The organism is Bradyrhizobium sp. 4, assembly GCF_023100905.1.
In the GTDB taxonomy this organism is placed as follows: Bacteria; Pseudomonadota; Alphaproteobacteria; order Rhizobiales; family Xanthobacteraceae; genus Bradyrhizobium.
In genome coordinates this window covers 1,948,246-1,970,575 of sequence record NZ_CP064686.1, presented here as the reverse complement: position 1 = coordinate 1,970,575, position 22,330 = coordinate 1,948,246, and the positions used below count along the sequence as shown (strand labels likewise).

The following is a 22,330-nucleotide window of genomic DNA, read 5'->3' as shown; positions in this document are numbered from 1 at the left end:
AACTTCAACTCGCTCAGCCGCCCTTGCCGTCGTCCTTCTTCTTCTCCTTCTCCGCCTGCGCAGCCGAGGAGTTCGAATTGTCGTCGGTCATTCCGTTTGCAATCTTGGCCTCGATCTTCGGAAGCTCATCCGCTTCGGGCTTGAGATCGCGGGCGTGCGCCCACTGGAACTTGGCTTCCAGCGTGCGGCCGACACGCCAATAGGCGTCGCCGAGGTGATCGTTGATGGTGGGATCCTCGGGCTTGAGGTCGATGGCGCGCTCGAGGTTCTTCACCGCGTCCTCGTAATTGCCGATGCGGTAATAGGCCCAGCCAAGGGAGTCGACGATGTAGCCGTCATCCGGGCGCTGCTCGACCGCCCGCTTGATCATCTTCATGCCTTCGTCGAGATTGATGCCCTGGTCGATCCAGGAATAGCCGAGATAGTTGAGGACGTGGGGCTGGTCGGGCTGCAGCTCGAGCGCCTTCTTCATGTCGGCTTCGGCCTTGCCCCACTGCTTGGAGCGCTCCTCGCAGATGCCGCGATAATAATACCAGACGCTGTTGGCCTTGTCGTTGCCGGCCGGCAGCACGTCGACGCCTTGCGAATAGGTCGCGCCGCATTCGCCAAACTTCTTGCGGCCGCGCTCGATGTTGCCGAGCGCCATGATGGCTTCGAGATCCTTGGAATCCTCAGTGGTGACGCCCTTGAGGATCTTGATCGCCTCGTCGGTGCGGTCGGCGGAATCCAGATCGATGGCGAGCTGAATCTGGGCGTTGCGCTTGAGCGGCGAGGACGCCGGCACGCGCTCGTAGACCTTGATCGCCATCTGCGGCCGCTTCACCGATTCATAGAGATCGGCGAGCGAGAGCAGCGCCAGGGGATGGGTGGGCTGGAGGTAGAGTGAGAGCTGGAGATAGACCAGCGCCAGATCCTCGCCGCCGCGGCGGGTCAGTGTGGCGCCGATGCCGTAGAGCGCTTCGGCGGCGCCGGCTTGCGCGCTATCGACCAGCGGCGGCATCTTCTTGCCGGCCTTGGTGTCGCGCAATCCTTCCACGATCAGCGGATGGCGGGCGAGCTTCTTGTCGAAAGCCTGGTAGACCGTGGTCGCGGCGGCCGAGTCCTTGTTACGCGACAGCCAGCGCGCATAGGCCTCGGTGACACGCAACATGGAATCGTCGAGCTTGTAGGCACGCTCGAACCGAGTGCCAGCGTCCTTCTCCTTGCCGGCGAGCTCGAGGATCATGCCGGCATGGAGATCCTTGAACAGCGGATACCATTCCGGACCGGCCAGCTTGTCGATGGTGGCGACACCGCCCTTGGCATCGCCCGCACCATAGGCGGCCCAGCCCGACAGCAACGTGGCGACAAGATCGGTGATCGGACCGCGGATCGACTGGTTGATGTTGGTCTGCGCCGTCGCGTACTTCTTGAACTTGAGATCGTGCACCCCGACGACGAGGCGCGCAACGCGGTTGGTCTTGTCGATGGTCAGGATGCGCTCGGCGAGCTTGACGGCCTCGTCGATGTCACCGTCGGCAACCGAGGAGATGAAGGCGCGGTCGAGCAGCTCGTTGTTCTTGGGATCGGTGCGCAGGGCCGAGCGATAGAACGCGGCGGCGGAGGCCGCATCGCGCTCGACGCTGGCGTGGCGGGCGGCGAGATAGCTGCCGGAAGTGGTCAGCGCCTTCAGATCGTTTCGGGTCGGAAACTGCGCCGCCGTGTCGGACGGATGATCCGGCGTCTGCGCCAGGACCCTGCCGGGGACCGTCGCGATCGCTGTGCCCATGAGGGCGATGGCGGCAACAGTCCAGCGGTTGAAACGATTTGAAAACATCAGGGCTCGCCTTGAGTTGGTAGTGCCTGGGTCTGAAGAAGGCCGTATCGCATGCGAACGCGGCCGGTGGCATGGGGACCCGGAACCGTCGGGCGAACAATGCCGCTTTTGGCGCTTCACCGCAAGGATTCGGGCCGGACGATCCCCTCCGCACGCCCCAAATCGGCCAAGTGACCGGTCAAGAGCGCCCCAAGACGCCGCCAGTATGGCCTTATCGTGACCACGGACCGCGGCCGCGGCCGGGTTCTCACGCGAACGTGCGTCGCAGGGCCAAGGTCACGCAATATTGGTCGCCTTGGGCCTTGGTAACCTGGATTGCGGCTTGCTGACCCCGCCTACATCGCCTCGTAGTTTGGACCGCCGCCGCCCTCCGGGGGAACCCAGGTGATGTTGCCGTTGGGGTCCTTCACGTCGCAGGTTTTGCAGTGGACGCAGTTCTGGGCGTTGATCTGGAAGCGCGGACCCGAACCTTCCTCGATCCACTCATAGACGCCGGCCGGGCAATAGCGATTCGACGGACCTGCAAACACGTCATGCTCGGAGGTCTTCTGGAGGTTCATGTCCGTGACCTTGAGATGGACCGGCTGGTCCTCCTCATGATTGGTATTGGACAGGAACACCGACGAGAGCTTGTCGAAGGAAATCTTGCCGTCCGGCTTCGGGTAGGTTCTCGGCGCGTGGGTCTTGGCCGGATCGAGCGTCGCGCGATCGGGCTTCGCGTGCGACTGGGTGCCGAACAGCGAGCCGCCGAACAGCGTGTTGCACCACATGTCGAAGCCACCGAGCGCAACGCCGAGCACCGTGCCGAACTTCGACCACAACGGCTTGACGTTGCGGACCAGGAACAAATCCTTGCCGACCGAGGAGGAGCGCCAGGCGTTCTCGTAGTCGACGATCTCGTCATTGGCGCGATCGGCGGCAATGGCGGACGCAACGTGCTCGGCGGCGAGCATGCCCGTGCCCATCGCGTTGTGCACGCCCTTGATCCGGGGAACGTTGACGAAGCCGGCCGCGCAGCCGATCAGGGCGCCGCCGGGAAAGCTGAGTTTCGGGACCGACTGATAGCCGCCCTCGGTGATGGCGCGCGCGCCATAGGCGAGCCGCTTGGCACCTTCAAAGGTGGAGCGGATTGACGGATGGGTCTTGAAACGCTGGAACTCGTCGAACGGTGACAGATACGGGTCGTCGTAGTTGAGATGCACGACGAAGCCGACGGCAACGAGGTTGTCGTCGTAGTGATAGAGGAACGAGCCACCGCCGGTCTTCAGATCGAGCGGCCAGCCGAACGAATGCTGGATCATGCCCTTCTGGTGCTTGGCGGGATCGATCTGCCAGACTTCCTTGAGCCCGATGCCGAATTTCGCCGGCTCGCTCTTGGTATCCAGCGCGAACTTCGCGATGAGCTGTTTGGTCAGGCTGCCGCGCGCGCCTTCCGCGAACAGCGTGTACTTGCCGAGCAATTCCATGCCACGGGTAAAGGAGTCCTTCGGCTTGCCGTCCCGGCCGATGCCCATGTCGCCGGTGGCAATGCCCTTCACCGCGCCCTGCTCGTCATAGAGCACCTCGGCCGCGGCAAAGCCCGGATAAATCTCGACGCCAAGCGCTTCCGCTTTGCGTGCCAGCCAGCGGCAGACATTGCCAAGCGAGCCGATATAGCAGTGATGATTGTCCATCAGCGGCGGCATGATGAAGTTAGGCAGCCTAATCGCGCCGCCGCCCGTCATCCAGTAGAAGCGGTCGTCCTTCACCTGGGTCTTCAGAGGACAATCGGAATCTTCGCGCCAGTCCGGCATCAGCTTGTCGAGCCCGGCCGGGTCGATCACGGCGCCGGAGAGAATATGCGCACCGACCTCGGAGCCCTTCTCCACGACGACGACGTTGAGATCGGCATTGATCTGCTTCAGCCGGATCGCCGCAGCCAGGCCCGAGGGGCCTGCGCCGACGATGACGACGTCGAATTCCATGGATTCGCGCGGGGGAAGTTCTTCGGTGCTCATCTGATCTCAGCCCTTGAGACGGTCCTTGGTCGATTGCGCCCTCTTGTTTCCGATTTTTCCGGGTAGGACAACCTCGGAAATGCGTTTCGCCGGGGTGCAAGGCGCCCCAAACTGGACTAATAGTCAGACTTTCCGATGATCCCAGAACCCGCACCCACGGTCCGAGAGCTTCTCGCCTTCTATCTGGAGGCCGGAGTCGATTGCACGCTCGCGGAGGAACCGATCGACCGCTTGGCGGAATTGGATGTTCCACCTCCGGCCCCGCGCGCGCCACCTCCGGTCGAGGCCCCACGGCCGGCCGCCGCGCCGGCAGTGTTGCGCGGCGAGGCGGCCCCCGCGCCCGACATCGCGATCGCCTCGGCGCGCGAGGCCGCACGCACCGCGCCGACCTTGGAGGCGCTGCGCGAGTTGATGCAAAGCTTTGACGGCTGCGCGCTGAAGCACACGGCGACACGGTTGGTTTTCGCCGACGGTAATCCGCAGGCGCGCATCATGTTCGTCGGCGAGGCACCGGGCCGCGACGAGGACATCGAGGGGCTGCCCTTCGTCGGGCGCAGCGGCAAGCTGCTCGACTTGATGATCGGAGCCATAGGCCTCAACCGCACCACCGCATACATCGCCAACGTGATTCCCTGGCGCCCGCCCGGCAACCGCACGCCGACGCCGCAGGAGACGCAAATCTGCCTGCCCTTCATCCAGCGCCAGATCGAGCTGGTGAATCCGGATGTGCTGGTGACGCTCGGCAATCCCTCGACGCAGACGCTGCTGTCGACCCGCGAAGGCATCATGCGCACCCGCGGCCGCTGGTTCGATTACGAGACGGGCGGGCGCACCATTCGCGCGCTGCCGACCTTCCACCCCGCCTATCTGTTGCGCTCGCCGTCGTACAAGCGGCTCGCTTGGCAGGATCTGCGCGCGATCGCGAAGGTGCTGGCGGGCGCGTGAGGAGGCGTACGACCTCTCCCCGTCATTGCGAGCGCAGCGAAGCGATCCAGAATCTTTCCGCGGAGCGACCCTGGATTGCTTCGTCGCAAGGGCTCCTCGCAATGACGACGGAAAGAGCGAGCGACTAAGTGCCCTTCGGCCGCACGATGGCCCAGCCGATGCGCAGCAGTTGCTGACGGCCGGTCACCAGCCATTCGAAGGCGCGCGGCACTTCCGGCACGATGCCGGGAAAGCGCGCGAGAATGTTCGGCGGCGGGGTGCCCGCGGTGTCGGAGGCACGCCAGACCACGACGCCGCCGGTCTCGCTGAATTTGGCCTGATTGATCCAGGGCGTGCGTGAGGGCTGGGCATCGATGAACAGATGCGGCCGGCCGGAATGCAGCGTGATCAAGCTCGCAAGCTGGGTCTCGCCGGCGACCGCGCGCAGGCGATGATTGGTGCGGCGGGCAAAGCTCTCGTCGAAGAAGTCCGAAATCGCGCGCGCCGGCATCGACGTCGCGATCTCGTTGGCACCGGTCCACGGCAGGAGCAGGACGGCGAGTACGACGCCGATTGCGGGCGCGATGACGGCGGCCGCCCAGACCATCCGCAGCATCCTCGCGCGGCGCATCGCGATGAGATCGCCGGCCCCCACGACCACGGCGAGCCCCGACAACACCAGCACGACGCCGGCGCCGCCCACGACGGCGTCGAGGCCAAGCAGGCCCGAGATCAGCACCGCGCCAAGCGCCGGCGCCAGCGCGAAGAAGCAGACGAAATTGCGCGCGAGCGGCTCGACCGGCGGGCGGTAGATGATCGGCGCCTCCTCGCTCTTGGGAACGAACAGGCCGGTGTTGAGCACGGTCAGCGCCGGGATCGCCGCCGCGCCGAGCAGGAGCCCTCCGAGCAGCCAGGCCGCGTGCAGCGCGCGGGCATTGAGTTCGGCAACCTGCGGCAAGGCCGGCAGGACGAACGCCTCGGCGCGCATCAGCCAGACGGCATAGGGCAATGCCAGCACGGCGACCACCACGAGCGCAAACAGCGGGTCGAATGCGCGTAGCGTGCGGCGGCCATCCGCGGTTGCGAGCGCGAAGACGACGATCAGCAGCAGCAGGAAGATCGCAGCCGGCGTCGTCAGCAGCAGGAGGCCCGCCTCGATCGACCAGGCAAACCAGGCGTTGCCGCGGCGCTGTCCGATGATCTGCCAGGAATGCAGCAGCAGCAGTGCCCAGAGCGGCCGCGCCAGCACCAGCGGGCCGAAGTCGAGTACGGGCGAGGAGAAGGCCAGCAGCGTCATGGTCAGCAGCACGGCAAGCACTGCCTGCTGGGCGCCGACCACCGCGCGGGACAGATGATAGAGCGCGATGAAGGTCGCGACCCCACAGAGCTCCGCCAGGACGTAGACGCCGAACACGTGGCCGCCGGCAGCGCGATAGGCGATGTCGGCGAGCCAGACCGGCAAGGGCGGGCCCAAATCAGTGCCGACCTGGTATTCGCGGCCGAAGGCCAGCAGAGTCGCGAGGCTGCCGGGCGGGCTGCGATAAAACACCAGCGCCACGAACAGCCACATCGCGGCCTGGAGCAGCACGGCGATCCAGACGATCAGCCGCGGCCGCGCGCGAATGAGCTCGATGACCAGGGAGGTAAACCGCATGCAACGTCCGAAAGATGCAGCCAACCCGTGAAGCCGGCCCTATTCGCTCACGACTATTTTGATAGAGGGCGCGACGCGTCGTGGCAACCGAGTCTCGTCTAGAGATTTGCCGACGCGTCGATTTCCGAGCTCGTGTCCACCTGCAGCTCGATCTCGGTCACCGCAAACAGATCCTGCGCCGGCTCGACCGTCCACGGCATGTGCTTGGCGCGTGCGGCGGCGACGGGGGCGAAGAAGCTGCGGTGGTGGACGGTGGGGCCGAGGCGGTTGAGCGCATCGAGGTGCTCGGGCACGGCGTAGCCCTTATGCTGCTCGAAACCGTACCCGGGGCAGTCCTGAGCCAGCGCGCACATCAGGCGGTCCCGCGTCACCTTGGCGACGATCGAGGCCGCTGCGATCGACAGGACGATGCCGTCACCGCCGATCACGGCCTCGCAATCGCATGCCGTGTCGAGCCGGTCGCGGCCGTCGACGAAGACGTGCCGGGGCTGCTCGGGCAGCGCCACGACGGCGCGCTTCAGCGCCCACAGCGAAGCGCGCAGGATGTTGTCGCGGTCGATGCGGGCGCGGGAGGCGACGGCCACGGAGACCTGGGCGGTGGCGCAGATCTTGTCGAACAGCCTTTCGCGCTCCTCGGCGGTCAGGCGCTTGGAATCGTCGATGCCGCGCGGGATGCGGTCGGGATCGAGAATCACCGCCGCCGCCACCACCGGACCGGCCAACGGCCCGCGGCCGGCCTCATCGCAGCCCGCCACCGGCCAGACGCCGCGCTTGATCAGCGCGCGCTCGCGGCGGAAGCTTGGGGCAACGATGATGGCGCTCTTGGTGCCGGCCAGCGCCTTGGCGATTTTCGGCGCAGCCTTCTTGTTCTCAGGCGCAACCTTCTTGGGCGCGCCTTTGGCCGGCTTCTTGGCGGATTGATCCCGAATCATGGCCGGGATCGTGCGCAAGCGGCATGGCCTGCGCAACCGGGAACCTCGGACAATTCCCGTTATTCAAGTCAGTCGCCCTATTCCGCCAGATGCACCCGTCGGTCCTCGCCGACTTCGATGCCGGGCGCGACCACGACTTCCCAGGGATGGCCGTCAGGATCGGCGAAATAGCCGGAATAACCGCCGTAGTCGGTCTCATGCGCGGCCTTCAGCAGCGCGGCGCCCTTGCTGACGGCGAAGGCCAGCACCGCGTTCACCTCCTCACGCGCGCGGCAGTTCCATGCGAGCGTCATGCCGCGAAACGTCGATGGCCTCGGCTGATCCGGCAATTTGGCGTCGGCCGCGAGCTGATCCCAGGGAAATCGCGCCAGCACCGGACCGCCGGTGTCATAGAACGCCACGGCCTCGCCGGTCACCTTGAGCCGGCGCGAGAAACCAAGCGCGTCGTAAAAGGCAATACTGGCGCGGATGCCGTTCACGCCCAGCGTGATGACGGTAAGTCGCGGGATCGGAGCTGGCAGTTCCTTACTCATGCGACGCCTCTCCCACTTTGTCCCTCAGAACAGGCTGAGCTGATCGCCGTTCCGCTTCGGCTTGGCAAAATGATCCGTCGTCAGCTTGGAGCGCCGCTTGTTCAGCCCCAGCCTGTCGCAGGCGATCTCGAAGCGGCGACCGATGGTCCAGGCCATCGGGCCGGTGCCCTTCATGCGCTCGCCCCATTTCGCGTCGTAGTCGCGGCCGCCGCGCATGTCGCGGATCAGCGTGAAGACGTGGCGATAGCGGTCCGGATAGTTCGCCATCAGCCATTCACGAAAGAGATCGCGCACCTCGAGTGGCAACCGCAGCAGCACGTAGGAGGCTTCCTTGACGCCGGCATGGGCGGCAGCATCCAGGATGCGTTCGATCTCGGAATCGTTCAGCGCGGGAATCAGGGGCGCGACCATGACGGTGGTCGGAATGCCGGCCTCGGAAAGCTGCTTCAGCGCCTCCAGCCGCTTCGGCGGCGTGGACGCCCGCGGCTCCATGGTGCGCGCCAGCTTCGGATCGAGCGAGGTCACGGAGATGCCGACCTTGGCGAGGTTGCGTTTGGCCATGCGCGCGAGAATGTCGATGTCGCGGGTCACCAGCGCCGACTTGGTGACGATCCCGACGGGATGGCCGGCGCGCTCCAGCACCTCCAGAATGCCGCGCATGATTTTGCGCTCGCGCTCGATCGGCTGATAGGGATCGGTGTTGGTGCCGATCGCGATCATCCGCGGCTCGTAGCCCGGCGCCGCAAGCTCCTTCTCGAGCAGCGCCGGCGCCTCGGGCTTCACGAACAGCTTCGACTCGAAGTCGAGCCCCGGCGACAGGCCGAGATAGGCATGCGTCGGCCGCGCGAAGCAATAGACGCAGCCGTGCTCGCAGCCGCGGTAGGGATTGATCGAACGGTCGAAGCCGATGTCGGGAGATTCGTTGCGGGTGATCACCTTGCGCGAGGCGTCGATCCCGACCGTGGTCTTGAACGGAGGCAGTTCGTCAAGGCTCTGCCAGCCATCGTCGAATGCGACGCGCGCCTCGGCCTCAAAGCGGCCGCTGGCGTTGGACTGCGCGCCCCGGCCTCGCCTGCGCTGGCGGTCGATGGCGACCGCCAGCTCAGGGAAGTCAGAAGGCGCACCCGCCGGCTCGGAGGGCGCCGTGACCGGCGGGTGCTTGAGAGCATGAGAGGATGCTGGACTCATGAAGCCAAGATAGCACGTCGAAGGAACAAATCAAGAACACAAACCAAAAACGTGAAAACAACCCCATGCACAGTAGAGTTGCCCAAACTTCGCGCGCCTGCTTTTGACCTCACGCAACAGTGGCGTCACGGCGATCTCGTTTGATGCTGCCGAAGGATCGATCTAGCCGGAACTCGGTTGGTGACGATCCCGGGTGAAGTTCGGCAGGAACATGACAAATCAACAACAATTGGCCGCAGCGAGCAGCGACCTCAATCTGCTCGACCGCTATTGGCGCGCCGCGAACTATCTCTCCGTCGGGCAGATTTACCTGCTCGACAATCCGCTGCTGCGCGAGCCGTTACGGCCCGAGCACATCAAGCCGCGTTTGCTCGGCCATTGGGGCACGACGCCCGGTTTGAACTTCATTTATGCCCATCTCAACCGCGTCATCCGCGCGCTGGACCTGAGCGTGATCTATGTGTGCGGTCCCGGCCACGGCGGCCCCGGCATGGTCGCCAACACCTATCTCGAAGGCAGCTACAGCGAGATCTATCCCGATATCTCGCGCGATACCGACGGGTTGCGCAAACTGTTCAGGCAATTCTCCTTCCCCGGCGGCATCCCGAGTCACGCGGCGCCGGAGACGCCGGGCTCGATTCACGAAGGCGGTGAGCTCGGTTACGCGCTGGTGCATGCCTATGGCGCGGCATTCGACAATCCCGACCTGATCGTCGCCTGTGTCGTCGGAGACGGCGAGGCCGAGACTGGCCCGCTCGCGGCGTCCTGGCACTCCAACAAGTTCCTCAATCCTGCCCATGACGGCGCGGTGCTGCCGATCCTGCATCTCAACGGTTACAAGATTGCCAACCCAACCGTGCTCGGCCGGATGCGCGACGACGAGATCCGCGATCTCTTCCGCGGGCTCGGCCACGAGCCGCTATTCGTCGAGGGCGACGATCCGAAATTGATGCACCAGGCCATGGCGGACGCGCTCGACGTCGCGTTCGCCAGCATCCGGTCGATCCAGCAGCACGCCCGCGACGGCCGCAAGAGCGTCGAACGCCCGCGTTGGCCGATGATCGTGCTACGCAGCCCGAAGGGCTGGACCGGCCCCAAGGAAGTCGACGGCAAGAAGGTCGAGGGTTTTTGGCGTGCACATCAGGTGCCGGTCGCGAACTGCCGCGACAACCCGGCGCATCTGAAGATTCTCGAAGACTGGATGCGCAGCTACGAGCCGGAAAAGCTATTCGACGCGAACGGCGCGCTCGTTGCCGAGCTCCAGGCGCTCGCGCCCGAAGGCAATCGCCGCATGGGCGCCAATCCGCACGCCAATGGCGGCCTTCTGAAGAAGGAGCTGAAGCTGCCGGACTTCCGCAGCTTCGCCGTCAAGGTCCCTCAGCCGGGCGGCATCGTGGCGGAGGCAACCCGCGAGCTCGGCAAATTCCTGCGCGACGTCATCCGCCTCAACGCCGAGGCCCGCAACTTCCGCATCATGGGCCCGGACGAAACCGCCTCAAACCGGCTCGATGCGGTGTTCGAGGCCACCGAACGCGTCTGGATGGAGCCGACAAAACCTTACGACGTGCATCTCGCCCAGGACGGACGCGTGATGGAAGTCCTGAGCGAACATCTCTGCCAGGGCTGGTTAGAGGGCTACCTGCTCACGGGTCGGCACGGCTTCTTCTCCTGCTACGAGGCGTTCATCCACATCGTGGATTCCATGTTCAACCAGCATGCCAAATGGCTGAAAGTGACGCGGCATCTGCCGTGGCGACGCCCGATCGCCTCGCTCAACTATCTGCTGACATCGCATGTCTGGCGCCAGGACCACAACGGCTTCAGCCATCAGGACCCCGGATTCGTCGATCTCGTCGCCAACAAGAAGGCCGATATCGTCCGCATTTACTTCCCACCGGACGCCAACACGCTGCTGTGGATCGCCGATCACTGCCTGCGCACCTATGACCGCATCAACGTCATCGTGGCCGGCAAGCAGCCGGCGCCGCAATGGCTGTCGATGCAGGAGGCAGCCACGCACTGCGATGCCGGCATTGGCATCTGGAGCTGGGCCGGGACGGAAGACGCGAATGGCGAGCCCGATGTCGTGATGGCCTGCGCCGGCGACGTGCCGACACTGGAAACGCTCGCCGCCGTCGACCTGCTGCGCAAGGCGCTGCCCGAGCTGAAGATCCGCGTCGTCAACGTCGTCGACCTCATGACGCTGCAACCCAGGGAGCAGCACCCGCACGGCTTGTCCGACCGCGACTTCGACGGCCTGTTCACGCGCGACAAGCCGGTGATCTTCGCCTATCACGGCTATCCCTATCTGATCCACCGGCTGACCTATAACCGGACCAACCACGCCGGCATGCACGTCCGCGGCTTTGCCGAGGAAGGCACCACGACGACGCCGTTCGACATGGTCGTGCTCAACGAGCTCGACCGCTATCACCTCGCGATCGAGGCGATCGAGCGCGTGCCGGGGCTCGCGACCAAAGCGGCGCAGGTGAAGCAGCAATTCCGCGACAAGCTGATCGAGCATTCGCGCTATGTGCGCGAATACGGCGAGGACATGCCGGAAATCCAGGAATGGGTCTGGCAGAACAGCGCCGGCGGCAACACGCCGGCGGAGGCAGGCGACTGACAGCAGCCATGTTGAACACCGTTCTCGTTCTCAACTCGGGATCGTCGAGCATCAAATTCGGCCTGTTCGAGATCTCGGCGGCCGAGCTCACCCCGCTCTGCAAGGGCCTGCTCGACGAGCACGAGACGAAGCCGCGGCTCGTCGTGAAGAGCCCCGCGGGCGAAGACCTGTTCCAGCAAGGGAGGGAATCATCGGATGCGGATAGCGATCATCTGTTCGCCGACATGCTCGGCTTCATCGAGGATCGTTTCGGCGACCATCGCTTGCGCGCCGTCGGCCATCGCGTCGTCCATGGCGGTCCGGACTATTCCGCTCCGGTCGAGCTGACAGACGATGTCACCGCAAAGCTGGAGGCGTTGACACCGCTGGCGCCGCTGCACCAGCCGCGGTGTCTGGCGCCGGTCCGCGCCATCAGCGCGATCAGGCCCGACCTGACGCAGATCGCCTGCTTCGACACCGCTTTCCACCACGGCATTGCGCCGCCCGCCAGCCGCTTCGCCATTCCGCGACGTTATGAAGAGCGCGGAGTCCGACGCTACGGATTTCATGGCCTCTCGTTCGAATATGTCGCGGGACGGCTCGCCCGAATCGCGCCGCAGCTCGTGGCCAAGCGCATCGTGATCGCGCATCTCGGCAATGGCGCGAGCCTGTGCGGCTTGCGCGACGGCCGCAGCATCGACACCACGATGGGACTGACGCCGCTCGACGGGCTGGTGATGGGCACGCGGTGCGGCAGGATCGACCCGGGCGTGCTGCTCTATCTGCAACAGCACGAGAAGATGTCGGTCGACGATGTCCAGCACCTGCTCTACCACGAATCGGGCCTGCTCGGCGTCTCCTGCATCGCGTCGGATATGCGGACGCTGCTTGCGAGCAGCGAAGCTGCGGCACGGGAGGCGGTCGAGCTCTTCACCTTCCGCGCCGCGCAGGAGGTGGCGGCGATGGCGACGACGCTTGCCGGGCTGGACTGCCTGGTCTTCACCGGCGGCATTGGCGAGCATGCCGGGGAAATCCGCAGCGCGATCGGTGAGCGTCTCGACTGGCTCGGTGTGCGCATCGATGCGGTTGCGAATGATGCGGCGCGCGAGCGCATTAGCGGTGACGATAGCGCAGCCGATGTCTTCGTCATTCCAACGAATGAGGAACTGATGATCGCACGACATTGTGCGGCGGTGCTAAGAACAGCAAGTTGACCGGCGTTCATTCGAAGCCCTCGTCAGCAGCGTGATTGCACGTTTTTCCCGCTCTCGCGCTCGTCCGCTATCGCGTCCTTCCTCTTGCGGGATTGCGAACGGCCGGCCCGCCGCGCAATATTACGGCTCACCTCCGGATTAATACGGAGAGGATAGGCTGGGGCCGACATATTGGCGATATCGTGGCCCGTACGGGACAAATTTGGATGCGACAGCCGCGGCGGTTTACCATCGTATACCGAAGCACGGCCGGAAAGTTGCACTCGGCAGCGCCACATGTTTTATGACGCCCTGATAATGAGCTACGCTTCTCCCGAAGTGTGGACACTGAAGCCTCAATCATGCTGAGCGTCATCATTCCGACCGAAGGCGTCGAGCAGACGGCGGTCGCAACTCTGGCCGCGCTGGTACCCGGTGCCGCCGCAGGCATCATCCGGGAAGTGCTCCTCGTCGATGGCACCCGCAATGGGGTCATCGAGCGCGTTGCCGACGTCGCGGGCTGCCGTTTCATCGGCTTCGAAGGATCCACGCAGGGCGCCGCGCTCGCCGCCGGCGCACTCCAGGCCCGTTCGTCCTGGCTGATGTTCCTCCCCGCCGGCGCCGTGCTGGAAACCGGCTGGATCGAGGAAACCGCTCAGTTTATCCAGTCCGTCTCGACCAGCGGCCGGGATCGTGCAGCTGTCTTCCGCTATGCCCGCTCACCCTACGCTGATGCCGGCTTCCGCGATATCCTCTGGGCCCTGATGCGCAAGCTCGTCGGTCCCTTCGGCGATCAGGGACTTTTGATCGCGCGTGATCACTACGACCGCATCGGCGGCTACCCGCCCCAAGCCCGCCGCTCCGAGGCGCGGTTGCTCCGGCGGCTCGGCCGCTCGTCGCGGATCATGCTGCGCAGCCGGATCGTCATGGTCGGCTGAAGCACTTCAATACTTGCCAAAGTCAAATAATTATTTGACAATGGCAAGTATCGAGGTGAGCCATGTCAATTAACGGTACCGAGGACCACGTCGCAGCGGTTCGCGCCTTCAACCGCTTCTACACCCGCAGGCTTGGCGTGCTCGACCAGCACCTTGGCAAGAGCCCGTTCTCGCTCAGCGAGGCCCGCGTGCTCTACGAGCTCGCACAACGGGACGACCTTGCCGCAAAGGAGATCGGCAACGAGCTTGGCCTCGACCCCGGCTATCTCAGCCGCATCGTGCAGAGCTTCGACGAAAAGGGGCTGATCACCCGCAGGCCCCTGCCCGCGGATCGCAGGCAATACCAGCTCAGCCTCACTGCCAAGGGGCGCCAGAGCTTTGCCAAGCTGAACCTGGGCTCGCAAAACGAGGTCGCCGCAATGCTGGCTCAGCTCTCGGCCAGCGATGCAACGCGGCTCACGCAGGCTATGGCGACCATCGAGGCTGTGCTGGAGCATCGAAGCCAGCCCGCGGCTTTCATGCTGCGCAGCCATCGCGTCGGCGACATGGGCTGGGTCATCTCCCGCCAGGCTGCCGCCTATGCGGCCGACTACAACTGGGATATCAGCTACGAGGCCCTGGTCGCCGAGATCTGCGCACAGTTCATCAAGAACTATGACGCCGCGCGCGAGCACTGCTGGATTGCGGAAGTGGATGGCGAGCCGGTCGGCTCGATCTTTCTGGTCAAGGCCACGGACGAGATTGCCAAGCTGCGCCTGTTGCAGGTGGAGAAGAAAGCGCGGGGACTCGGTGTCGGCCGCGCGCTGGTCGAGCAATGCATCCAGGGCGCACGCGAGAGGGGCTACAGCAAGATGACGCTGTGGACGCAAAGCATCCTGGTCGCCGCGCGGGGCATCTATCAAAGTGCAGGCTTCAAGCTCATCGCTACCGAGCCGCATCACAGCTTCGGGCAGGATCTGATTGGGGAAACGTGGGAGCGGGATCTCTGATGCTGCAACAGCGGGCGAGATGCGCATAAATATGCCCTTGCCCCTTGCGGGAGAGGGCAGCGACGCTGGCAGACACACACTCACTAGGGTGAGGGGTTGTCTCCGCAAGCATCTGTGCAAATGGACAGAGACCCCTCATCCGGCGCCATAGCCGACGCTTCGCTTCGGCGGACATGAGGGGAGAAGGGATGTCCAACTACACCGTCGCGCCTTGCGCCTTCGGCCGGCGCAGGTGCTCGTCCAGGCGCGGCATGATCTCGACGAAATTGCAGGGACGCGTGCGGTAGTCGAGCTGGGCTTTGAGGATGCCGTCCCAGCCGTCGCGGCAGGCACCGGGCGAACCTGGGAGGCAGAAGATGTAGGTTGCGCCCGCGACGCCGGCCGTGGCGCGGCTCTGGATCGTCGACGTGCCGATCTTGGCGTGGCTCAGCATGTGGAACGCGATCGAGAAACCGTCCATGCGTTTCTCGAACAGGGGCTCGACCGCCTCCGGCGTGACGTCGCGCCCGGTGAAGCCGGTGCCGCCGGTGGTGATAACGACGTCGACGCCTGCCTCCGCAATCCAGCGGCGGATGACGGCGCGGATCGCCTCGACGTCGTCGGTGACGATCTCGCGCGCGGCGAGATGATGGCCAGCCGCAAGGAGACGGTCGGCCAGGGTCTGGCCGGATTTATCATCCGCGAGCGCGCGCGTGTCCGAGACGGTGAGCACCGCGATGTTGAGCGGGACGAACTGTTTTGTTTCGTCGATGGAGGTCATTGCAACGCACCTTCTTTCCCCGCCCACTGACGTCATCCTGAGGTACGCGCTCTGGCGCGCCTCGAAGGATGGGCCACGGGCTCGCCATCCTTCGAGGCTCGCCAATTGGCGAGCACCTCAGGATGACGGATAACCCCTACTGTCCGCCACCAAACGTGTTGCAGGCCTGGACGGTGCCCTGCTGATAGCCGGTCATGAACCACTGTTTGCGTTGCGCGGCCGAGCCGTGGGTGAAGGAATCGGGCACGACGCGGCCTGTGGACTGGCGCTGCAGCGTGTCGTCGCCGATCGCGCTCGCCGTGGTGAGTGCGGCATCGATGTCGCCCGGCTCCAGGAAGTTCGGCCGCTTCTTCGCCTCGCGATTGACCCAGACACCGGACAAGCAGTCGGCCTGCAATTCGACCTTCACCTGGAGCGCATTCGACTCCGCCTTGCTGCCGGCCTGCTGCTGCAGGCGCGTCACGCGCGGAATGATGCCGAGCAGGTTCTGGATGTGATGGCCGGCCTCATGGGCGATGATGTAGGCGGTGGTGAAGTTACAGGCGGACTTGCCGGAGCACCCGCGAAAACGCGTCTCGACCTCGCGGAAGAAACCGGTGTCGAGGAAGATGGTCCTGTCGGGCGGACAATAGAATGGTCCCATCGCCGACTCCGCCCGGCCGCAGCGCCCGCCATTGGTGACGTTGCGGAACAGGACGACCTTCGGACCGGTAAAGGACTGGCCCGAGGCCTGGAAGATCTCGCTCCAGCGGTCGTCGATCTCGCCGAGGATGCCGGAGATCATGCTGCCCATCTCGTCGGTCGGCGCGCCGCGCTTGGCCGAGGTGGACTGGCGATCGGTCTGGTAGGACGGCGCCTGGCCGCCGCCGGTGAGGATCTCGGCGCCGCCGATCAGGATGCGCGGATCGATGCCGAAGGCGTAGCCGACCAGGCCGAGCACGATGATGGTGCCGATGCCGAGCCCGCCGCCGCCCATGGGGAGGCCGAACCCGCCTCCTCCACCACCGCCGCCACCATCGTCGCGACGATCCTCGATGTCGTCGCTGCGGCGGAAATCATCGTAGCGCATGGCGGCTTCCCTCGGTCCTGGCTGGCATCATTGGGCGCAAAGGCGGCAAAGCTCAACGCACCATGCACGTAAAATTTCCATTGCGTTAATCAATATCCCGCTCGGCAATTATTGCCTAGTGCGACAGCATGGCAATGCCAGCAATTTTTTCCGGGCATCGAGCAATTTTTTCCGAGAGGAATTTCGAGTCTTTTTGCGCTCCGATCACAGCCGCAACGCGAAGAAACACGAAATACACTGCAAAACACGGCGAATGCGCGGAGCGAACCGCGTGCAAGGCGCGATGTGAGAGCTATTCACGAAAGCGGCGGGTTAAGTCGATTTTTACTTTGCCGCTTCAATGTAACGGTCAGTCGGTTGTTTGGTCCCGCGTCGCCGACAGCGTCGCCTGAGTCAGAGTTCTTGAGTCATGGTAGAGTCGCGTCGCGGGGCGTCTGCAAGGGCGCCCCGCACAAATTTTGAGTCTCCTTCGCACAGCATCGTCCTCGGCGATTGCGTCGCCGAGATGTCGAAGCTTCAGGCTGGTTCGGTCGACCTCGTGTTCGCCGATCCACCCTACAATCTCCAGCTCAAGGGCGATCTCAAGCGCCCCGACGAATCCCATGTCGATGCGGTCGACGACGACTGGGACAAGTTCGATTCGTTCTCCGCCTATGACGATTTCACCCGCGCCTGGCTGCTTGCCGCCCGCCGCGCGATGAAGCCGTCGGCGACGATCTGGGTAATCGGCTCCTATCACAACATCTTCCGCGTCGGCGCGATCATGCAGGACCTCGGCTTCTGGCTCCTGAACGACATCGTCTGGCGCAAGACCAACCCGATGCCGAATTTCCGCGGCCGCCGCTTCACCAACGCGCACGAGACCATGATCTGGGCCGCGCGCGACGAAAAGGCCAAGGGCTACACCTTCAACTACGAAGCCTTGAAAGCCGCCAACGAGGACGTGCAGGCACGGTCCGACTGGCTGATCCCGCTCTGCACCGGCGAGGAGCGCCTCAAGGGCGCCGACGGCAAGAAAGTGCACCCGACGCAGAAGCCGGAAGGCCTGCTCGCGCGCGTGCTGCTGTCGTCCTCCAAGCCCGGCGATCTCGTAATCGATCCCTTCAACGGCACCGGCACCACCGGCGCGGTCGCAAAGCGCCTCGGGCGCTCTTATATCGGCTTCGAGCGCGACAAGACCTATGCGAAAGCCGCACAAGCGCGCATCGCCGCGGTCGAGCCGCTGCCGGAGGCAAGCCTCGCCCCGTTCATGACGGCGCGCGAAGCGCCGCGGGTTGCGTTCTCCGAGCTGATCGAGCGTGGCATGATCATGCCCGGCACCAAGCTGTTCGACGCCAAAAAGAAGTTCGGCGCGCTGGTCCGCGCCGACGGGGCCATCATGTTCGGCGACAAGGTCGGCTCCATCCACCGCATGGGCGCAGTGGCGCAAGGCGCGCAAGCCTGCAACGGCTGGACCTTCTGGCACATCGAGACCAAGAAGGGTCTCAAGCTGATCGACGAGCTCCGCGCCGAGATCCGCGCCGGCATGGCGGCGGGGTAGCCTTCCTTTCGTCATCCCGGAGCGCGCCTCTTGGCAAGAGCCGGAATGACGAGACTGGTTGAACACGGCCGCCGCAGGGACTAGATTAATCGCCTGCGCCCCGTCCCGACCGGTCCTCCCATGCGACGACAGTCCGAGACATTGCTGCTGGTGCCGCTGCTGCCGATCTTTCTGCTCGGCATGTTTCCGATGTTCCTGATCGCGCTGCTGGGATTTTTCGGCCTCGCCTTGTTCGGCGTGCTCGTGGTCTGTGTCGGGCTCGCCAGCAGCAACGAGGCCCACGACAGCTTCAATCACGACGTCATCGTTCACGGCTACGCGCGCGGATCGGAGCGCAAGGCGCGAGCTTCCGACATGCATATCGCTACCCGGCTCGGGCTGCGCCTGGAGGTCGTGGGCGCGGCCATGGTCATTACGGCGGCGATCGGCCTTTGTTACGCCGGCTGATCTGCGTGGCGCGCAGATACCGCCCGGCAAACTCGCCGGTTGCCCTCCCCGATAAGGTTCAGGCAAGACAAGGCCGCTTGCGGACATGTTGCTGCCTCCACTCTCAGCCAACAAACACAGGGGAGATGCCCGATGCTCAAATTCTATTTCAATGGCTCGCCGAACCCGACCAAGGTCGCGCTTTATCTCGAAGAGTCGGGCCTGGCCTTTGAGCCGGTGAAGATCGACACCCGCAAGGGCGAGCAGTTCACGCCGGACTATCTGAAGATCAATCCGAACGGCAAGGTGCCGGCGATCGACGACAACGGCACCATCGTGTTCGATTCCAACGCCATCCTGCTCTATCTGGCCGAGAAGACCGGAAAATTCCTGCCGGCCGCCAATTTTCGCGGCGAGATGCTGTCATGGCTGATGTTCGTCGCCACCGGCGTCGGGCCGTATTCGGGCCAGGCCGTGCACTTCAAGCATTTCGCGCCGAAGGACCAGAACCACGACTACGCGCATAACCGCTATCAGTTCGAGACCGATCGTCACTACAAGATTCTCGACGGTCACCTCGAAGGCCGCCGCTACATGGTCGGCGACAGCTATTCGATCGTCGACATGGCGCTGTGGGGTTGGGCACGGATGTTGCCGTTCAAGCTCGGCGACGATGCCTTCGCGCGATACCCGAACGTCAAGCGGCTGGTGGACGAGGTCACGGCGCGGCCTGCGGCGACGCGCGCGATCGCTCTGAAGGACAAGTTCACCTTCAAGGCGGAGATGGACGACGAGGCCCGCAGCAACATGTTCAAGCACATGACGACGAAAGTCGCCTGATCGCGTCCGGTCACAACGCGAGGCCACGCGCATGCGCGTGGCCTTTTGCTTTTGAGGCTCAGGCTGCGTGGACCGAGCTCAGGAAGTTGGCGACTTCCTGCTTCAGGCGGTTGCTGTCGGCCGACAGCGAGCGTGCCGCCGAGAGCACCTGCGAAGAGGCCGAGCCGGTCTCGGAAGCCCCGCGCTGCACGTCGCCGATGTTGGACGACACGAGCTGCGTGCCCTGGGCCGCCTGCTGCACGTTGCGGGAGATCTCCTGCGTCGCCGCACCCTGCTCCTCCACGGCGGCGGCAACCGTCGACGAGATCTCCGACAGTCGCTCGATGGTGCCGCTGATCTCCCTGATCGAGCCGACCGACTCCTCCGTCGCGGCCTGGATGCCCGAAACCTGCTGGGCGATCTCACCGGTGGCCCTCGCGGTCTGCTCGGCGAGCGCCTTGACCTCCGAGGCGACCACGGCAAAGCCACGGCCGGCTTCACCCGCGCGCGCCGCCTCGATGGTGGCGTTCAGCGCCAGGAGGTTGGTCTGGCCGGCGATGGTGCTGATCAGCTCGACCACGTCGCCGATGCGGGCTGCAGCCTTGGAGAGCTCGCTGACGCGCGCGTTGGTCTTGCTCACCTGACCGACGGCTTCGCCCGCAATGCGCGCCGATTCCTGCACCTGGCGCGCGATCTCCGTCACCGAGGAGGATAACTCCTCGGTCGCGGAGGCCACCGCCTGCACATTGGCCGAGGCCTCCTGGGAGGCGGATTGCACTTCGGTGGAGAGATCCTGAGCGCGCCTCGCGGTTGCGGTCAGGGTGCCGGCCGAGCCCTCGAGCTCGTTCGATGCCGAGGATACGGTATCGACGATTTCGCCCACCGCCTGCTCGAACTGGCTGGCGAGCCGGGCCATGTCGGCCTTGCGGCCTTCGGCCTGCCGGGCCTCGGTTGCGGTCTGCTCATGGCGCAGCCTTTCCGTCTCGATCATGTTGGTCTTGAAGACGTCGATCGCCTTGGCCATGTCGCCGATCTCGTCGGCCTTGCCGCGCGAAGGGATCTCGACGGCGAGATTGCCCCCGGCAAGCAGCCCCATTGCGCGCGTCATCGAGGTCAGCGGCCCCACGATGCTGCGGGCGGTCAGGAAGGCGACGATCAGTCCAAACAGGACGGCGAGACCGCCCGCAATCGCCTGGAGCGAGGTCGTGCCGTCGATCACAGCATCGGCCGCGGTGCGCGAATCCTTGTAATCCGTCTTCAAGGCCGTTTCCGTGACCTTGAGCTTGGCGATGCTCGCGGAGATGAGCGGTGCGAGATCCTTGTGGTAGATCTCGTCGGACCGCAGCATCGCGGCGGAGGTCGTTTCGAACGCAGATTTGTAGATACCGAGGGCGGTCTTCACGGGCGTCAGAGACGAGCGAAGGTCGGCCGCCTGCGGGCTCCTTTCGACGGCTGCGAGCCGCTGCACCGCCCTGTCGACATTGGTTCTGAAGGCGGTGGGGCCGTTGGTGTCGCGCAGAGCGAGGAAGCGCCAGTTCGCGATTCGAACCAGCAGGACCCGGGATTCGAGGTCCGCGACGAGCGACACCGTGTCGTCGTCGGCGGCGGCGCGGGCCACATCGACCAGCTTGGCCATCTTCACCGTCAGCTCTTCGCCGCTCGGCAACAGCGTCGCTTTGCCGGTCCGCGCCTCGTTGACGGCGTCGCCGAGACTATCACGCAGGCTTTTCATTTTGGCGATGTCGGCGATCAGATCGTTGTAGAGCTTCCGCCGCTCCTCCGAGAGGGTGCCCTTTGCTCCGAGCTGTAATAGCCCCGTCGCCGCGGTCTCTCGCTCGGCAGCCTCCCGCATCGCAGGCTCGTTGGCGTCGTAAATGTAGCGCAGATTGGCCCGCTGGATGGCCTGAAAATGGGTCGATATCTCCAGGACGCGCGCCGTGCTGTCCGACAATTTGGAGAGTTTTTCGACCTGATCCTGAACGGACCGCAAATTCCAGATGGCGACCACCGCCATCACAAGACCAACCGCCACCAAGGCCATGAAACCTGCGTACAGGCGTCCCCTGATCCGCAAACGAAAACTCGGCATTCCCACTGTCCACTCAGAAGCGTGTCAATTCGGGCGGACGAACAACTCCGGCGATTTATCGGGCCACCCCGGCAGCCGCGGATCGCGTTGTTCGCGACCCACGCTGCACCGCGACACAATGGGGGACACTCGTTAATTGAACCTTCAAATTTTTCGCGCGCGCACGCGTCAAATGTCACAACATCTGCTGATTTTATCGGCAGGTGAGCAAGGTCTTGGCGCGAAGCCCGCAGCGTCATGCATGCCGCTGCAGCCTGTCCGGCCTGCGCCACCGACACGACCATCGACGGCCGCGGCGGACGGCACCGGTCGGCGGACGCGACGCCGCTCATCCGCTCAGCTCGCGGCCCTTACGGCCGTTTGCGGAAACGGGCCGAGGGCCTTCTCGGTCAGCACCGAGTCGCAATATTCTCGGATCTCCTTGATCTTGCCGCCCTCGAGCCGAAACACGAGACAGTAGTCGTTGTCGTAGCGTACGCCTTCGGGCGTGACGTTGTCGCCCTTGGCTTCGACGACGACGACATCGCCGTCGGCGGTGAAGCGGTGGGCGACCGTCCGCGTCCGGTCGACAAGACGGGTCCGCACATAGGCGTGCAGGTCGTTGAGGATCGCTTCTTTGCCCGAAAAGGTGCGCGACCACGAGTACTGGCCGGTCACGATCCATTTGGCGTCGTCGGCAAGGCTTTCGGTGAACAAGGCGCGGTCGCGCGCAGCCGGATCGCGGCTGGCGGCGGCGGCAAAGATATCCTGCATCAGCTTCTTGTTGGCGCTCGCGCTCATGGCGGCATCTCCCTTTGTGAGAACATCGAGATCATCGCCGCCGCCTCTAAATTCTTCAAATCGATAGTGGATATGATA

General features: G+C 64.6%; 18 protein-coding genes. 8 read left to right on the top strand and 10 right to left on the bottom strand.

Translation table 11 applies throughout. The features are described from left to right. Window positions 1-13: 13 nt before the first annotated feature. Complete coding sequence (locus tag IVB45_RS08990; RefSeq protein WP_027568607.1) at window positions 14-1,816, bottom strand: tetratricopeptide repeat protein; 1,803 nt, start codon at window positions 1,814-1,816, stop codon at window positions 14-16. 335 nt (window positions 1,817-2,151) lie between these two features. Beyond that, the gene (locus IVB45_RS08985) at window positions 2,152-3,813 is read right to left on the bottom strand and encodes an electron transfer flavoprotein-ubiquinone oxidoreductase (RefSeq protein ID WP_247357009.1); all 1,662 of its coding nucleotides are present in this window, start codon (window positions 3,811-3,813) and stop codon (window positions 2,152-2,154) included. A gap of 135 nt (window positions 3,814-3,948) precedes the next feature. On the opposite strand from IVB45_RS08985, the gene IVB45_RS08980 reads away from it, so the two are divergent. Then, window positions 3,949-4,758 (top strand): uracil-DNA glycosylase, encoded by an 810-nt coding sequence (locus tag IVB45_RS08980; protein WP_027568605.1) that lies wholly within the window; start codon window positions 3,949-3,951, stop codon window positions 4,756-4,758. 124 nt (window positions 4,759-4,882) lie between these two features. On the opposite strand, the gene IVB45_RS08975 is transcribed toward IVB45_RS08980, so the two are convergent. The 4 genes from IVB45_RS08975 to IVB45_RS08960 all read right to left on the bottom strand — a co-directional run bounded on the left by IVB45_RS08975 (window position 4,883) and on the right by IVB45_RS08960 (window position 9,044). Continuing rightward, the gene (locus IVB45_RS08975) at window positions 4,883-6,391 is read right to left on the bottom strand and encodes a glycosyltransferase family 39 protein (RefSeq protein ID WP_247357010.1); all 1,509 of its coding nucleotides are present in this window, start codon (window positions 6,389-6,391) and stop codon (window positions 4,883-4,885) included. Between the two features lie 98 nt (window positions 6,392-6,489). After that, on the bottom strand, window positions 6,490-7,323 hold the full coding sequence (locus IVB45_RS08970) for a ribonuclease HII (protein WP_247291201.1): 834 nt from the start codon (window positions 7,321-7,323) through the stop codon (window positions 6,490-6,492). 77 nt (window positions 7,324-7,400) lie between these two features. Then, window positions 7,401-7,856: a VOC family protein gene (locus IVB45_RS08965; protein ID WP_247291204.1), complete on the bottom strand. Its 456-nt coding sequence runs from the start codon at window positions 7,854-7,856 to the stop codon at window positions 7,401-7,403. 24 nt (window positions 7,857-7,880) lie between these two features. Then, the gene (locus IVB45_RS08960; RefSeq protein ID WP_247357011.1) at window positions 7,881-9,044 is read right to left on the bottom strand and encodes a PA0069 family radical SAM protein; all 1,164 of its coding nucleotides are present in this window, start codon (window positions 9,042-9,044) and stop codon (window positions 7,881-7,883) included. Window positions 9,045-9,255: 211 nt separating this feature from the next. Here IVB45_RS08960 and IVB45_RS08955 point away from each other — a divergent pair, with 211 nt between their 5' ends. The 4 genes from IVB45_RS08955 (at window position 9,256) to IVB45_RS08940 (ending at window position 14,769) form a co-directional block, all read left to right on the top strand. Then, the gene (locus tag IVB45_RS08955; protein ID WP_247357013.1) at window positions 9,256-11,670 is read left to right on the top strand and encodes a phosphoketolase family protein; all 2,415 of its coding nucleotides are present in this window, start codon (window positions 9,256-9,258) and stop codon (window positions 11,668-11,670) included. Window positions 11,671-11,678: 8 nt separating this feature from the next. Further along, on the top strand, window positions 11,679-12,863 hold the full coding sequence (locus tag IVB45_RS08950) for an acetate/propionate family kinase (protein ID WP_247357015.1): 1,185 nt from the start codon (window positions 11,679-11,681) through the stop codon (window positions 12,861-12,863). A 341-nt stretch (window positions 12,864-13,204) separates the two neighbouring features. Beyond that, window positions 13,205-13,780, top strand: coding sequence for a glycosyl transferase (locus tag IVB45_RS08945; RefSeq protein ID WP_247291212.1), 576 nt, complete (start codon window positions 13,205-13,207; stop codon window positions 13,778-13,780). Between the two features lie 62 nt (window positions 13,781-13,842). Next, window positions 13,843-14,769: a helix-turn-helix domain-containing GNAT family N-acetyltransferase gene (locus tag IVB45_RS08940; RefSeq protein ID WP_247357016.1), complete on the top strand. Its 927-nt coding sequence runs from the start codon at window positions 13,843-13,845 to the stop codon at window positions 14,767-14,769. A gap of 196 nt (window positions 14,770-14,965) precedes the next feature. On the opposite strand, the gene moaB is transcribed toward IVB45_RS08940, so the two are convergent. Further along, complete coding sequence (gene moaB, locus IVB45_RS08935; RefSeq protein ID WP_247357017.1) at window positions 14,966-15,529, bottom strand: molybdenum cofactor biosynthesis protein B; 564 nt, start codon at window positions 15,527-15,529, stop codon at window positions 14,966-14,968. A 136-nt stretch (window positions 15,530-15,665) separates the two neighbouring features. Continuing rightward, window positions 15,666-16,598, bottom strand: a complete 933-nt coding sequence (locus tag IVB45_RS08930) for a neutral zinc metallopeptidase (protein ID WP_027568595.1) — start codon at window positions 16,596-16,598, stop codon at window positions 15,666-15,668. A 409-nt stretch (window positions 16,599-17,007) separates the two neighbouring features. On the opposite strand from IVB45_RS08930, the gene IVB45_RS08925 reads away from it, so the two are divergent. The 3 genes from IVB45_RS08925 (at window position 17,008) to IVB45_RS08915 (ending at window position 19,404) form a co-directional block, all read left to right on the top strand. Then, window positions 17,008-18,138: a site-specific DNA-methyltransferase gene (locus tag IVB45_RS08925; protein ID WP_275992023.1), complete on the top strand. Its 1,131-nt coding sequence runs from the start codon at window positions 17,008-17,010 to the stop codon at window positions 18,136-18,138. Window positions 18,139-18,258: 120 nt separating this feature from the next. Then, complete coding sequence (locus IVB45_RS08920; RefSeq protein ID WP_027568594.1) at window positions 18,259-18,585, top strand: hypothetical protein; 327 nt, start codon at window positions 18,259-18,261, stop codon at window positions 18,583-18,585. A gap of 132 nt (window positions 18,586-18,717) precedes the next feature. Then, entirely contained in the window at window positions 18,718-19,404 is a 687-nt protein-coding gene (locus IVB45_RS08915) for a glutathione S-transferase family protein (RefSeq protein WP_247291226.1), read from the top strand. Window positions 19,405-19,462: 58 nt separating this feature from the next. On the opposite strand, the gene IVB45_RS08910 is transcribed toward IVB45_RS08915, so the two are convergent. Both IVB45_RS08910 and IVB45_RS08905 read right to left on the bottom strand, forming a co-directional pair. After that, window positions 19,463-21,472, bottom strand: coding sequence for a methyl-accepting chemotaxis protein (locus IVB45_RS08910; protein ID WP_247501309.1), 2,010 nt, complete (start codon window positions 21,470-21,472; stop codon window positions 19,463-19,465). A 336-nt stretch (window positions 21,473-21,808) separates the two neighbouring features. After that, entirely contained in the window at window positions 21,809-22,252 is a 444-nt protein-coding gene (locus IVB45_RS08905; RefSeq protein WP_247357019.1) for a nuclear transport factor 2 family protein, read from the bottom strand. Between the last annotated feature and the right edge of the window lie 78 nt (window positions 22,253-22,330).